This is a genomic window from Mycolicibacterium lutetiense (genome assembly GCF_017876775.1).
In the GTDB taxonomy this organism is placed as follows: domain Bacteria; phylum Actinomycetota; class Actinomycetes; order Mycobacteriales; family Mycobacteriaceae; genus Mycobacterium; species Mycobacterium lutetiense.
In genome coordinates this window covers 149,273-162,853 of the sequence record NZ_JAGIOP010000002.1, presented here as the reverse complement: position 1 = coordinate 162,853, position 13,581 = coordinate 149,273, and the positions used below count along the sequence as shown (strand labels likewise).

Sequence of the window (13,581 nt, the reverse complement as noted above, 5' to 3'; positions counted from 1 at the left end):
GCGCTACGCGAACGCCTCGATCGGCGGGCAGGAGCACACCAGGTTCCGGTCGCCGTACGCGCCGTCGATGCGACGCACCGGCGGCCACACCTTGGGACGGAATCCCTTGCCCAACGGGTAGGCGGCCTGTTCGCGGGTATACGGGTGATCCCAGTCGGCCACCAACAGGCACTCGGCGGTGTGCGGGGCACCACGCAACGGGTTGTCGTCCACCGACCACTCCCCCGAGCCGACCCGGTCGATCTCGGCCCGAATGGCGATCATCGCGTCGCAGAACGCGTCGACCTCGGCCAGGCTCTCACTTTCGGTCGGCTCGACCATCAGCGTGCCAGCCACCGGGAAGCTCATCGTCGGGGCATGGAATCCATAGTCCGCCAGACGTTTTGCCACGTCATCCACGGTCACGCCGGTGTCCTTGGTGATCCCGCGCAGATCCAGGATGCACTCATGGGCGACCATCCCGTTCTCCCCGGTGTAGAGGACCGGGTAGTACTCGTCGAGGCGACGGGCCACATAGTTGGCCGACGCGATCGCGGTCAGGGTCGCTGCACGCAGGCCCGGGGCGCCCATCATCCGGATGTAGGCCCAGGTGATCGGCAGGATCGACGCGGACCCGTACGGCGCCGACGAGACGGTGTGCTCGTCGGGCAGCTCGTCGGCCAACGGATGGCCCGGCAGGAACGGGGCCAGATGCGAGCGAACCGCGACCGGACCGACGCCGGGACCGCCACCACCGTGCGGGATGCAGAACGTCTTGTGCAGGTTCAGATGGCTGACATCGCCGCCGAAGCGACCCGGTCGGGCCAGCCCGACCAGCGCGTTGAGGTTTGCGCCGTCCACATAGACCTGTCCCCCCACATCGTGCACCGCCGCACAGATGTCGGCGACGTCGTGCTCGTACACACCGTGCGTCGACGGGTAGGTGATCATCAGCGCCGCAACATGATCCGCATGTTCGGCGATCTTCGCGCGCAGGTCGTCGAGATCGACATCGCCGTTCTCGCGGCAGGCCACCACCACGACGCGCATGCCGGCCAGCGCGGCCGACGCGGCGTTGGTGCCGTGCGCGCTCGACGGGATCAGGCAGAGGTCACGTCCGGTGTCTCCACGTGCGTCGTGATAGGCCTTGATCGCCAACAGTCCGGCGTACTCCCCCTGGGATCCGGCGTTGGGCTGCAACGAAATCTGGTCGTAGCCGGTGATCCCGGTGAGCCAGTCCTGCAGATCGGCGATCAGCTTGCGCAGGCCCGGATTGTCCGAGGCCGGCGCGAACGGGTGCTGACGGCCGAACTCCGGCCAGGTGATCGGCTCCATCTCGGCGGCCGCATTGAGCTTCATCGTGCAGGAGCCCAGCGGAATCATGCTGCGGTCCAAGGCAATATCCTTGTCCGCCAGCATCCGGAGGTAGCGCATCATCTCGGTCTCGGTGCGGTATGAGTTGAATGCCGGATGGGTCAGGAACTCCGAGGTACGGGAGGCCACACTCGAGTCGCCGGCAACGGCCGTACCGACGGGCGCAACCCCGAATGCCTCAAGCACGGCGGCCACATGCTCGTCGGTGGTGACCTCGTCGCAGGACACCGACACGTGGTCGGTGTCCACACGCCACAGGTTGATCCCCTTGGCCTTGGCGGCCGCGACCACCGCGTCGGCACGTCCGGGGACCCGGGCCAGCACAGTGTCGAAGTACGTGTCGTGGATCAGCGCATCACCGAGTGCGTGCGCGATGGCAGCGGCATGGTCGTGCACGCGGCGAGCGATCGCGGTCAATCCCTGTGCGCCGTGATAGCTGGCGTACATCGCCGCCATCACGGCCAACAGCACCTGCGCGGTACAGATGTTGCTGGTCGCCTTGTCCCGACGGATGTGCTGCTCACGGGTCTGCAGCGCCAGGCGGTAGGCCGGCGACCCATCCGCGTCGACGGAGACACCGACCAACCGGCCCGGCAACTGCCGGGCGTGCTTGGCGTGGACCGCCAGATAGCCGGCGTGCGGACCGCCGAATCCCATTGGCACACCGAACCGTTGGCTGGTGCCGAAGGCGACGTCGGCCCCGATCTCGCCCGGCGGGGTGATGACCGTCATCGCCAGCAGGTCGGCACCCACGGCCACCAGTGCGCCACGCTCATGGGCTTCGCCGATCAGCCCCGTCCAGTCGTCGACGCGACCACTGGCTCCGGGCAGCTGCACGATGACGCCGAAGAACTCGCCGTCAGGGAGCCCCTCGCGGAGGTCCGTCGTGACGATCTCGATGCCGAGCGGTTGTGCGCGAGTGGCCAGCACGGCCGCCGTCTGCGCGTACACATCGGTGTCGACCAGCAGCCGGTTCGTCTTGGATTTGGTCGCACGGTGCATCAGGGTCATGGCCTCGGCCGCGGCGGTGCCTTCGTCGAGCATCGAGGAGTTGGCCACCTCGAGTCCGGTCAGTTCCGACACCATGGTCTGGAAGTTGAGCAACACTTCGAGCCGGCCCTGGCTGATCTCGGGCTGATACGGCGTGTAGGCGGTGTACCAGGCGGGGTTCTCAAGAATGTTGCGCCGCAGCACGGCGGGCGTGAAGGTGTCGAAGTAGCCCTGGCCGATCATCGAGACCGCGGTCGTGTTGGAGTCAGCCAACGCACGCAGCTCCGCAAGCGACTGCTCTTCGGTGGCGGGCGCGGGCAGACCCTCAAGGCCCGGGGCGACCCCGCCGGAGGACAGCGCATCGAGAATGCCTGCCGGCAGCGCCTTGGCAGCGAGGTCGTCGAGCGATGCGACACCGATCACCTCGAGCATGGTGGCAACGGCGGTGGCGTCCGGGCCGATATGGCGATCGGCGAAACGCGATTGAAGCTGGTCGGACACGACACTCTCCTGGAGGCGCAGACGTACGCAGACGTCCTACAGTCCCTCTCCCTCTGTCGTCGACCCGGTCCGGGCGCCTGAGAGATTCAGCCCCGATACAGGACTTTTCCCCATGGGCGGGTGCCCAGTGGGCACCACTTTCCAGAGGCATCGGGGCCTGCGCGGTCCTGGGTGCCTGAGAGGTTGACGGAGAGGTATTGCTCCTTCGGCGTCCGTGGCTGGCTGTCACGAAGCTCTCCCGCACGAGGGCGATGCGTCGGCAATTCTACCGGCAGCACGCCGGTAGACGCGAACAGGCGCGGGGGAACTCAGCCGATCTTGCGGTCGCGGGTCTTGCGCCGCGAGGCCAGCTCATCCTCGGGTGAGGCGATGGACTCGCCGCCGTCGGCACGCTCACCCGGGAAATCGGCGATGGTGCCGGTCAGCTCACGCATTGCTCCGGACACCGCGATGCCGAACACGCCCTGACCGCCCTGCAGCAGATCCACGACCTCTTCGGCCGAGGTGCATTCGTAGACCGTGGTGCCATCGGAGAACAGGGTGATGTTGGCTAGATCCTGCACGCCGCGCTGGCGCAGGTGGTCGACGGCGACCCGGATGTTGTGCAACGAGATACCGGTGTCCAGCAACCGCTTGACGATCTTGAGGACCAGGACGTCCTTGAACGAGTAGAGCCGTTGGCTGCCCGAACCGGCCGCACCCCGGATGGACGGAACCACCAGGGAGGTACGCGCCCAGTAATCGAGCTGCCGGTAGGTGATGCCGGCGATCTGGCAGGCACTGGGCCCGCGGTATCCGACCAGTTCGTCGGGCACCGAGTCGTCGGGGAACAGGCCACCCTGCACCGGCTCGCCAGCTGGCCTGACAGGCGGCTCCGCACCGCTCCCGTTGGCCAGATCCAGCTCTTCCTGCCGTGGCGTGTCACCCACTGTGAATCCTCTCGCCGATCAAACTCGCCCGCGCCGTATCGATATGTCCTGCACCGCAGCAATCTCTACTGCGGCGGTTTGCGGTGAGCTCGAATGTGTCGAGCATACGCTTTCCGCCGAGTCCTGATTGCCCGCTGCGAAGAAAGTATGGCGCCCGAATTCCGGCCTGATCGGCTCCCGCGCCGCGTGTCGACACCGGTATGCGCAGTTGAGACGTATCCGTGATCTGCGACGGTACCGCGGCGCGGGCGACGATCAGGTGGCCTTGAAGTCGTCCGGCGAAACGCTGTCCAGGAACTCCTTGAACTTCTCGACCTCGTCCTCACGGACGGTGCCCGTCGCCTCTTCGTCGTTCTCGTCGGGAATCAGCAGGCCGGCCTCGGCCAGCACCGCCTCCTCCACGTAGATCGGCACACCGACACGCAGGGCGATCGCCACCGAGTCCGACGGCCTGGCCGACACCGTGATGTCGCGGTCGAAGATCAGGTCGGCGTAGAACGTGCCTTCCTGCAGATCGACGATCCGCACCTCTTTGAGCGAATGTCCGAGGGCGGCAATGACATCTCGGATCAGGTCGTGGGTGAGCGGCCGGGCGGGCTCGACACCCTGCTGTTCCAGAGCGATCGCGGCGGCCTCCGACTGCCCGATCCAGATCGGCAGGTAACGGTCACCGTTGGATTCCCGCAACAGCAACACGGGTTGGTTCTGCGGCTGCTCCACCCGAATGCCGACCACGCGAACCTCAGCCATCTGTGCCTGCCCTTCGCACCGCCGTGCCGTTTCGTCGAATCTTCGTCCTTCGCCAGTTCGCCTCAGGGGTCCCGACTTAGACGAGCTGGCCGTCGAAACGAGTCTAGTCCTCAGCGATCCAGAACGTCGCGTACGGCGGACTTGATCAGCGACGTGTGGAGAGTGATTGCCAGGGCGGCCACTTCACGGGCCAGATCGTCGGCGCGATCGCGCGCACCGGCCGTGCCCGCCTTACCCACCGGGCCGGTGATCTGCGCGATCAGGTCGGATTGCCGGTCCGCCGCGGACCGAAATGCCCGCAGGTGGCGGGGCTCGACTCCGTAGTCGCCCAGGGCTCGCGCACACTGGGCGATCACCACGGAATGTTCGTCGAAAAACCCGGCCGGTCCGGCCGTGATGATGCCGTTGCGAACCAACGCCCCGAGCATCTCCTCGTCGATTCCCGACCGGGTCAACAGATCTTCACGAGACAGCCGGACCTGTGTCGGCGCCACCGCGGAAACACCTGCGGCGGCGCCGTCCGGGCCGTCTCCACCCTCGGACACCCCGACCAGATGGGGCACCGCGTAGGCCGATCCGGTCTGCGGCAACTCACCGTCCGACTGGGCGTCCAGCTGAGCCTTGATCACTTTCAACGGCAGATACTGGTCACGCTGGGCGGTCAGGATGAACCTCAACCGCGCACAGTCGTATGCAGTGAACCGCCGGTAGCCCGACGCGGTGCGCTGCGGGGTGACCAGTCCCTCGGCCTCGAGGAACCGGATCTTGGAGATGCTGACGTCCGGAAAGTCGCCCCGCAGCAGGTCCAGCACTGCGCCGATCGACATCCCGGCCAGCGCAGGTCTGTCGGGGGCTGTCATCGGCTAGCTGGTCGGGCCGCTGTCGTCGTCAGATCGAGGGCCGGTGAGGAACACCAGGCGGAACTTCCCGATCTGCACCTCGTCGCCGTTGGCGAGTACGGCCGAATCGACCGGCTCGCGGTTGACGTACGTACCGTTGAGGCTGCCGACATCGACAACCTGGAACTCGCCGCTCTCCAACCGGAACTCGGCGTGTCGCCGGCTGACCGTCACGTCATCGAGAAAGATGTCGCTGTCCGGGTGACGCCCCGCCGACGTGGTCGGCTGATCGAGCAGGAAGCGCGATCCGGCATTCGGCCCACGCTTGACGACGAGCAATGCCGAACCCGCGGGCAGGCCCTCGACACCGGAAACGGCGCCTTCGGAACCTGCCGTTGCGGGTGCATCCAGTTCGGTCAGGAAGTCCGCGCGAAAAACCGATGTGGTTTCCACCGTCACGTCTTCCGACTGGTCGGCCCCCAAATTGCTGTCCTTTTCCGTCACCCGCTGCTCCTCACTGGCTGCTGTGGCGTTGGCCGGCGCGGCCCCAGCTCATCGTCGGTCTCACGTCGACCGTACCGCGCTTCAGGCATCGTTGTGTCCACCACCGCCGGATCCGATGGGGAAGATATCTGCGCGCAGGGTACTGCCGAACCGGTCCTGGCGACCGGCCTTCGAAACCCTAACAACCCCTCACTCGGTCACGGCGGCGCGGTAGCCGTCCGCGTCGAGCAAACCGGCCAGAGCGGCGTCGAGCGTGCCCTCCTCGAGCCGCAGATCGACCAGCCAGCCTTCGCCGTAGGGGTCGGAGTTGACCAGTTGTGGACTGCCGTCCAGATCACCGTTGACCGCAACGACTTTCGCCGCGACGGGCGCGTAGAGGTCCGATACCGACTTGGTGGACTCGACCTCGCCGAACGCATCGCCGGCGGCCAGCTCGGCGCCGACGTCGGGCAGTTGGACGAACACCACATCGCCGAGGGCGGACTGCGCATAGTCGGTGATTCCGACGCGTACCGTGTCGTCACCGATACGCACTACCCACTCGTGCTCCGAGGTGTAGTAGAGGTCGGCTGGGATCTCGCTCACGGCGCTCCTTCAGGTCGGGCGGTTGATTGCTGCTGCACTACTTGACGGGCTGAGCGTATTGGCGTTGTTTCGGTTGCCGCAAGGCGGTGACGTCGATGCGCTCGGCTTGTTGCATCACCATCGTGCCGCCGACGCGCTTGACACTGTCCATTGCCCCGCCGGGAATGTTCATCGCGGCCGCCAGGGTCGGCGGATCCCCTATGGCCAGAACAGAATACGGCGGCCGCAGCGTCACGTCGTCCACGGTGAGCGCGCCAGGTGTGCCGATGATCCAGGTGTCGAGGCCGACCCGTACGGCGGACTGCGGGTCTGCGCCGCGGATCTCGATGGCCTCAGCGCCCGCTGCGCGCAGCTCGTTGATCACATCGAGCATGGTTTCGGCGGGCACTCCAGGAGCGTTGTCCTCTATGGTGAGCGTCACTCCTGGACCCGTGGCGGCCACCGTCCCGATCTGGATGGACAATGCCTCCAGCCGCGACCGGGCGTTCTCGATCGCGGCCTGATCGCTGCTGCCCGAGGCCTGCAACTGCTGCAGTGTGCGCTGCAGATCGGCCACCTCGGTGTTGAGTGAAGCCTCACGTTGCTGCAAGGAATCGAGCAGCACCAGCAGATCAGCCGGACGCGCGGTCTCCAGCGAATCCCCCGACTCGTTCTGGCGGACCTGCGTCACGATCGCCATGCCCAGCAGGAGGCACAACAACACCCCCAGTGCGCCGAACACCAACTGCGAACGGCTACGACGCGCGATCCGCAGATTCCGGAACCGGCGCGGCGAGACATCGGCGGGCATCTCATGGCGGCCGTGGTGCTCAGGCTTGGGCTCGGACTCCGCGTCGGGATGGTCCGGCTCAACCTGTGGGGGTTCTGCTTCGCTCATGTCAGGCGCCGAACAACCTGCGCCGCAGTGCGGCGGCGTTGCCGAAGATCCGGATGCCGAGGACCACGATGATCGCCGTCGACAGCTGGGTACCGACGCCCAGCTGATCACCGACGTACACGATCAACGCCGCCACCAACACGTTGAAAACGAACGAGACCACGAACACCTTGGCGTCGAAGATGCGCTCCAGGTAGGCGCGCAACCCCCCGAACACCGCGTCCAGTGCCGCGACCACGGCGATCGGCAGGTACGGCTCGACAAAGTCGGGAACGCTGGGGTGAAACACCAACCCGAGCACGATCCCGACGACCAGTGCGACGATCCCGATCATCTAACGGTCCATCCTGTGCACGTCCGGCCTATCCAATCTGTTTGGCGAAGTTGACATCTCGCACCGACACCGCGGGCACGGTCAGGCCGTCACCCGCACTCACATTCACCCCTACCCCGTAGGAAGTCTCCAACAGCCGCAACCGCTGCAAACCCGGAGTGCGGTCGAAGGCATCGGCCATCCCCTTCGGTGGTCCGATGGCCACAATGGCATACGGACTGGTGATCGGCTGATTGTCGACCAGAATTCCACCACCGGCCTGCCTGATCGTGACGCCGGCGCCGACCCGCACGCCATCCACCGAAACCGCCTCTGCGCCACTGGCCCACAGTGAGTTCACCACCAACTGGAGGTCCCGGTCGAGGATGATCTGCTGGCCGCCGGCGACCCGCTGTTTGGACACGTCGCTGAGGTCTTTGGACATGCCGGGATCGGTGACCGTGACGGTCAGCCCGGGCCCGATCATCGCGATTGCGGCCGCTTCGATGTTGGCGGTGTCCAGGCTGCCGAGCAATTGCTGGCCGTTCTCGTCCATCCCGAGCCGGCTGCGTCGCTCGGTGTCCACCTGATTGACCAGCGTGTCCCGTTGAGCGCTGGCCGCGTCGGCGCCGATCTGAGCCGCGCGCACCCGTCCGGCCATGGTGTGCTGGGCTTCCCGGGCCGCCGGCGCCGCAGTCTGGGCCTGGCCGGCGGCCACGGCGAACACCGTGGCGATCGCGCCCGCGCCGAGCGCCAGCCACCCGAAATCCCGGACCCGCCGGCGCGGCCGGTCGCCGGCCTCACGCGCGGCCGCGGCCGCGGCATAGCCGGGGTCGAGGTGCTCGGACAACAACGATCGCAGCAGTGACGGCAGCGGGATCCGGGTGGGCGCGTGGGCCTCATGGTCGTTGAGCCCGGCCCCCGACTCGTAACCACCCAGGGTGCTCATGCCCGTACGGGGAGTTGTCGCACCACCATGCCCACCTGAACCAGATAGAGCACCGCCGACCACAGATACAGCGCCACTCCCCACAGCAGGAAGGCCCATCCGCAGGCCAGGGCGACGCGACTCCACGTCGCGTCCCACTGGCCGAGCAGCACCCACGGGAAGGCCGACATCAATGCGAAGGTGGCGGCCTTGCCCAGATACGTCACGGGCAGGGCGGTCAGTCCCCGGCGGCGCAAGATCGGCAGCGTGGCGGCCAGCAGCACATCGCGGCCGAGCAGGGTCAGCACCACCCACCACGGCACCACGCCGTACAGCGCCAGGGCGATCGGAACGATGACCATGTAGATCCGGTCGACGAGCGGGTCCAGCAGCTCGCCCAGCCGCGACGACTGGTTGTCGACGAGGCGCGCGATCTTGCCGTCGGCCCAGTCGGAGAACCCGCTGAACATCAGGACCGCTACCGCCCACCCGTTGGCGTGCTGGTCGAACAGCAGCCACAGGAACACCGGCACGAGCACCAGGCGCAGCGCACTCAGTGCGTTGGGCACCGTCAGCACCCGATCGTGCACGGCATGGTCCATGCCTAAAACCTAGCGGAACACACCCGGCAGGCTCAGCGCCGACATGGTGTCGTCGTTGAGTGGATTGTCGTGGACCATGTACGTCCACGTCGACGTCGGCCGCGCCAACTTGGACAGATCGATACCCGGTTCGTCCTCGATCGAATCCGCGGTGTCGAAGGTCTGCTGGGCGGCCTCGATGGCATCGGCGGCCAACGAGGCGAATGCGTCGACGGCCATCCGGTGGAACTCGTCGAGCGGGTTCTGGCGGCCCAACGCCCTCAGGTGGATGCTCTCCCGGATGTCGGCAAGGAAGGCCAGGTGGTCACACCAGCCTCGGTCCAGGTGGTACAGCATGATCAGGCGGCAGATCTTCTCCAGCTTCTGCTCACCGTCCTCGCCGAGATCCTCGGCCAGGGTGGCGTAGCGCTCCGGCGAGCGGGCCTCCAACTCCTGGCGGGCGGTGTCGGTGCGCAGCAGGGTTTCGCGGCGGTCCACGATGATCGCGCGTTGCTGGGCGATCAACTGGTTGTAGCGCCAGGTGTTGGCGTGCACGTCGAGCAGCCTGCCCTCGGCAACGCGCTGTGCGTGGTCGAGAAGACCGGCCGCCCTGGGTGCGGTGATCCGGCCGTTCTCGTCGGTCTCGGTAGGCAGCTTGGTGTCGTCGAGGTGGGCCGCCACCACTTCGTCGTCCCAGCTGGAAAAGAACACCGTCGAACCGGGGTCGCCCTGGCGTCCGGCCCGCCCGCGCAACTGATTGTCCAGGCGTTCGGTGTGGTGCCGGCCCGTGCCGACCACGTGCAGCCCGCCGAGGTCGGCGACCTTCTCCTTCTCTGCCGAGTCGTCACCCACATCGGACCCGCCGAGCCGGATGTCGGTGCCGCGACCGGCCATCTGGGTCGACACCGTGACCGAGCCCAGCTTGCCTGCCTCGGCGATCACGGAGGCTTCTTCGGCGTCGTTCTTGGCGTTGAGCACGACGGCGGGGACGCCCGCCTTGATCAGCCTGCGGTGCAGGTCTTCGGACTCGGCCACGTCGTGGGTGCCGACGAGCACCGGCTGACCGGTCTCGTGCACCTCGGCGATGTGCTCGACGATGGCGTGGTTCTTGGCGGCCTCGGCGAGGTACACCCGGTCCGTCTCGTCCTCGCGGACATTGGGCTTGTTCGGCGGGATCGGCGACACCCCGAGCTTGTAGAACTGGCGCAGCTGCTCGCCGGCCGCCAGCGCGGTACCGGTCATGCCGCACACGGTCGGATAGCGGTTGACCAGCGCCTGCACCGTGATGGTGTCGAGAACTTCGCCGGTCTCGGTGGTCTCGATGCCCTCCTTGGCCTCGACGGCGGCCTGCAGACCGTCCGGCCAGCGCTGCAGCGAGGCGATACGTCCACGGGACGCGTTGATCAGGTGGACCGCGCCGTCACGGACGATGTAGTGCACATCGCGCTGCAGCAGCACATGTGCGTGCAGCGCGACGTTGATCTCGGTGAGCGTGGTGGCGACATGCTCCTCGGAGTACAGGTCGATGTTTCCCAGCCGAGCTTCCAGCTTGCGGGCACCGGCCTCGGTGAGATGCACGTTGCGGTTGTCGTCGTCGGTGTCGAAATCGGTCCCGGCGATCAGGTCGCCAACCATTCGGATGACCTCGACGCGGGGCTGCTCACGGTGGCTGGTGCCGGCCAGCACCAGCGGCACCAGTGCCTCGTCGACCAGGACCGAGTCGGCCTCGTCGATGAGCGCGACATCGGGGTTGGGTGACACCAGATCGGCGACATCGGTGACCAGCTGGTCACGCAGGACATCGAAGCCGATCTCGTTGACCGACGCGTAGGTGACATCGCACCCGTAGGCGGCGCGCCGTTCTTCGGCCGTCGAGTCCTCGGTGATCCAGCCGACCGTCAGACCGAGCGCCTCCAGCAGCGGGCTCATCCACTCCGCGTCACGCTTGGCCAGATAGTCGTTGATGGTGATGACATGGACGTGCCGGCCGCCGATGGCGTAGCCGGCCGCTGCGATCGCCCCGGACAGCGTCTTGCCCTCACCGGTGGCCATCTCGACGACGTCGCCGGCGAGCATGCGCAGCGCACCGAGCAGCTGCACATCAAAAGGCCGGAGGCCAGTCGTCCGGTCGGCGGCCTCACGCGCGAGTGCCAGGAACTGCGGCATGTCGGCCGATGCGGCCAGGTCCTGCAGCTCGAGCAGCTTGGCGGCTTTGGTGAGCTGCTCGTCGTCGAGTTTGGCAGCCTTGTCCTCGAACCCGGCTGCACCCTTGACCTCTGAGAGCGACCGGGCCTCGTTGCGCTCGGTACTGGCCCCCAGTAACTTCCAGAACTTGCTGCTCAAGCGGCCCGGTTTGGCGCTGGACGTCTTCGACACACGTTCACGGTACGCGGACGCGCGGAGTGCCCCAGAAACCGGATCGGCGCGACCGCGCCTGGAGCCGTCCGGCCGGGCTCACGCCAGCTGATGCGGGTACTTTGCCCGGATGGAGATGTTTAGCCCTTCGCTGGACTGGGGCGCCGAGCTGGCCGTTTCACTGCTGTGGATCGCCAAGGTGTGGGTCTACACCGCGGTTCCCACCATGCTCGTGCTGGTACTGATCGCGAAGTTCACCACCTGGGGCCGGCAGTTCTGGCGCGTCACCGGTGGGTACTTCACCGGTCCGGAAAGCGTCAAGGTGTGGCTGTGGTTGTCGGCGTTGCTGCTGTCGGTCATCTCCGGGGTCCGGTTGCAGGTGTTGTTCAGCTACTACAGCAACGACCTGATGTCGGCGGCGCAGACCGCGTTCGAGGGAATGGGCGGCGGCAACGACGCCGTCAAACAGTCCGGCGTCGACGGCTTCTGGTGGGCCCTCATCCATTTCGGCATCCTGGCCACGGTCCATGTCGCCCGGGTCATGCTCGACCTGTTCATGATGCAGCGGTTCACGTTGGCCTGGCGCGCCTGGCTGACCGACCGGCTCACCGGCGACTGGCTCGACCGCAAGGCCTACTACCGCACCCGGTTCATCGACGACTCCATCGACAACCCGGACCAGCGCATCCAGTCCGATATCGACATTTTCACCAACGGCATCGGTCCGCTTCCCAGCAACCCGAATACCTTCACGCAGAGCACTCTGTTGTTCGGCGCCATCGACGCCATCGTGAGTGTGGCTTCCTTCACGGTGATCCTGTGGAACCTCTCCGGTGACCTCACGATGTTCGGGTTCACCATGCCGAAGGCGATGTTCTGGATCGGTATCGCCTACGTGCTCGTCGCGACCGTCATCGCCTTCTGGATCGGCCGTCCGTTGATCCGGCTGACGTTCAACAACGAGAAGTTCAACGCGGCGTTCCGGTACGCGCTGGTCCGCTTGCGCGACGCCGCCGAGGCCGTGGCGTTCTACCGTGGCGAGGCGGCCGAACGGATGCAGCTGCGCAAGCGGTTCGCTCCCGTGGTGGACAACTACAAGCGGTTCATCAACCGCTCGGTGAAGTTCTACGGCTGGAACCTCTCGATCTCCCAGATCATCAATCCGCTGCCGTGGATCATCCAGGCGCCGCGAATGTTCGCCGGTGAGATCAAGCTCGGCGACATCTCGCAGACCTCCTCGGCGTTTGGCAGCATTCAGGACGGCTTGTCGTTCTTCCGCAACAATTACGACGGCTTCGCGGGTTGGCGGGCGTCGGTGATGCGTCTGCACGGCTTGGTGGTCGCCAACGAACAGGCCCGGCAACTGCCGGAGTTGACTGTCGAGCCGAGCCAGGACTGCCTGGTCGAACTCGTGGATGTCGAGGTGCGTACGCCGTCCGGTGAGCCGCTGGTCGACAACCTGGACCTGCGGCTGAACCTCGGCGACACCCTGATCGTGACCGGCAGGTCCGGCGCCGGAAAGACCACCCTGCTGCGCAGCTTGGCGCAACTCTGGCCTTATGCCACCGGCACCTTCCGCTATCCGGTCGACGCCAACGAGACCATGTTCCTGTCCCAGATGCCGTATGTCCCACTCGGCGATCTGCGCGCGGTGGTCTCCTATCCGGCCGAGCCCGGCAGCATCCCGGACGAGGAACTGCACGCGGCGCTGCAGAAGGTGTCACTGCCGCAGTGTTCCCAGCGACTCTCCGAAGTGGCCGACTGGGCGAAGGTGCTCTCCCCCGGTGAGCAACAACGCATCGCCTTCGCCCGGATCCTGCTGACCCGGCCGCGGGTGGTGTTCTTCGACGAGGCCACCTCCGCTCTGGACGAGGGCCTGGAGTACACGATGTATGCGCTGGTGCGGTCCGAGCTGCCGGAGACGATCCTGGTCAGCGTCACCCATCGCAGCACCGTGGGCCAGCACCACGAGAAGCATCTGCAGCTGCACGGTGAGGGTCGCTGGACCTTGGGCGAGGTCGACGACGACGCGGCCGACCTGGTCAAGCAACCCTGATCGGGCGGTAGTTCCCGGTA

Annotated in this window: 12 protein-coding genes and 1 riboswitch; of the genes, 1 reads left to right on the top strand and 11 read right to left on the bottom strand. The window is 66.5% G+C overall.

Annotated elements, in window-relative coordinates; translation table 11 throughout:
* Nucleotides 1-3 precede the first annotated feature (3 nt).
* From gcvP to secA2, 11 genes are all read right to left on the bottom strand, one after another.
* Entirely contained in the window at nucleotides 4-2,844 is a 2,841-nt protein-coding gene (gcvP, locus tag JOF57_RS09945; RefSeq protein ID WP_209916090.1) for an aminomethyl-transferring glycine dehydrogenase, read from the bottom strand.
* A gap of 152 nt (nucleotides 2,845-2,996) precedes the next feature.
* Nucleotides 2,997-3,095, bottom strand: a riboswitch (glycine riboswitch).
* A 57-nt stretch (nucleotides 3,096-3,152) separates the two neighbouring features.
* The gene (locus tag JOF57_RS09940) at nucleotides 3,153-3,773 is read right to left on the bottom strand and encodes a MerR family transcriptional regulator (RefSeq protein ID WP_209916088.1); all 621 of its coding nucleotides are present in this window, start codon (nucleotides 3,771-3,773) and stop codon (nucleotides 3,153-3,155) included.
* Nucleotides 3,774-4,028: 255 nt separating this feature from the next.
* Nucleotides 4,029-4,523 carry a bifunctional nuclease family protein gene (locus JOF57_RS09935; protein ID WP_064885652.1) on the bottom strand — a complete coding sequence of 165 codons (495 nt, stop codon included), beginning with the start codon at nucleotides 4,521-4,523 and terminating at the stop codon, nucleotides 4,029-4,031.
* A gap of 110 nt (nucleotides 4,524-4,633) precedes the next feature.
* Nucleotides 4,634-5,383 carry a transcriptional regulator FtsR gene (ftsR, locus tag JOF57_RS09930; protein ID WP_209916086.1) on the bottom strand — a complete coding sequence of 250 codons (750 nt, stop codon included), beginning with the start codon at nucleotides 5,381-5,383 and terminating at the stop codon, nucleotides 4,634-4,636.
* 3 nt (nucleotides 5,384-5,386) lie between these two features.
* On the bottom strand, nucleotides 5,387-5,866 hold the full coding sequence (garA, locus tag JOF57_RS09925; RefSeq protein WP_209916084.1) for a glycogen accumulation regulator GarA: 480 nt from the start codon (nucleotides 5,864-5,866) through the stop codon (nucleotides 5,387-5,389).
* A 189-nt stretch (nucleotides 5,867-6,055) separates the two neighbouring features.
* A complete protein-coding gene (gcvH, locus tag JOF57_RS09920; RefSeq protein WP_209916082.1) occupies nucleotides 6,056-6,451 on the bottom strand; it encodes a glycine cleavage system protein GcvH in 396 nt (131 codons plus the stop codon).
* Between the two features lie 37 nt (nucleotides 6,452-6,488).
* Nucleotides 6,489-7,328, bottom strand: a complete 840-nt coding sequence (locus JOF57_RS09915) for a DUF881 domain-containing protein (RefSeq protein ID WP_209916080.1) — start codon at nucleotides 7,326-7,328, stop codon at nucleotides 6,489-6,491.
* Nucleotide 7,329: 1 nt separating this feature from the next.
* A complete protein-coding gene (locus tag JOF57_RS09910; RefSeq protein ID WP_036449743.1) occupies nucleotides 7,330-7,662 on the bottom strand; it encodes a small basic family protein in 333 nt (110 codons plus the stop codon).
* 28 nt (nucleotides 7,663-7,690) lie between these two features.
* Nucleotides 7,691-8,590 (bottom strand): DUF881 domain-containing protein, encoded by a 900-nt coding sequence (locus JOF57_RS09905; protein WP_209916078.1) that lies wholly within the window; start codon nucleotides 8,588-8,590, stop codon nucleotides 7,691-7,693.
* Complete coding sequence (locus JOF57_RS09900) at nucleotides 8,587-9,171, bottom strand: CDP-alcohol phosphatidyltransferase family protein (RefSeq protein WP_209916076.1); 585 nt, start codon at nucleotides 9,169-9,171, stop codon at nucleotides 8,587-8,589. The genes JOF57_RS09905 and JOF57_RS09900 overlap by 4 nt, the downstream gene beginning before the upstream one ends.
* A 9-nt stretch (nucleotides 9,172-9,180) precedes the next feature.
* Complete coding sequence (gene secA2, locus JOF57_RS09895; protein WP_209916074.1) at nucleotides 9,181-11,526, bottom strand: accessory Sec system translocase SecA2; 2,346 nt, start codon at nucleotides 11,524-11,526, stop codon at nucleotides 9,181-9,183.
* Nucleotides 11,527-11,635: 109 nt separating this feature from the next.
* Here secA2 and JOF57_RS09890 point away from each other — a divergent pair, with 109 nt between their 5' ends.
* Nucleotides 11,636-13,561, top strand: a complete 1,926-nt coding sequence (locus tag JOF57_RS09890) for an ABC transporter ATP-binding protein/permease (protein ID WP_209916072.1) — start codon at nucleotides 11,636-11,638, stop codon at nucleotides 13,559-13,561.
* Nucleotides 13,562-13,581: the final 20 nt, after the last annotated feature.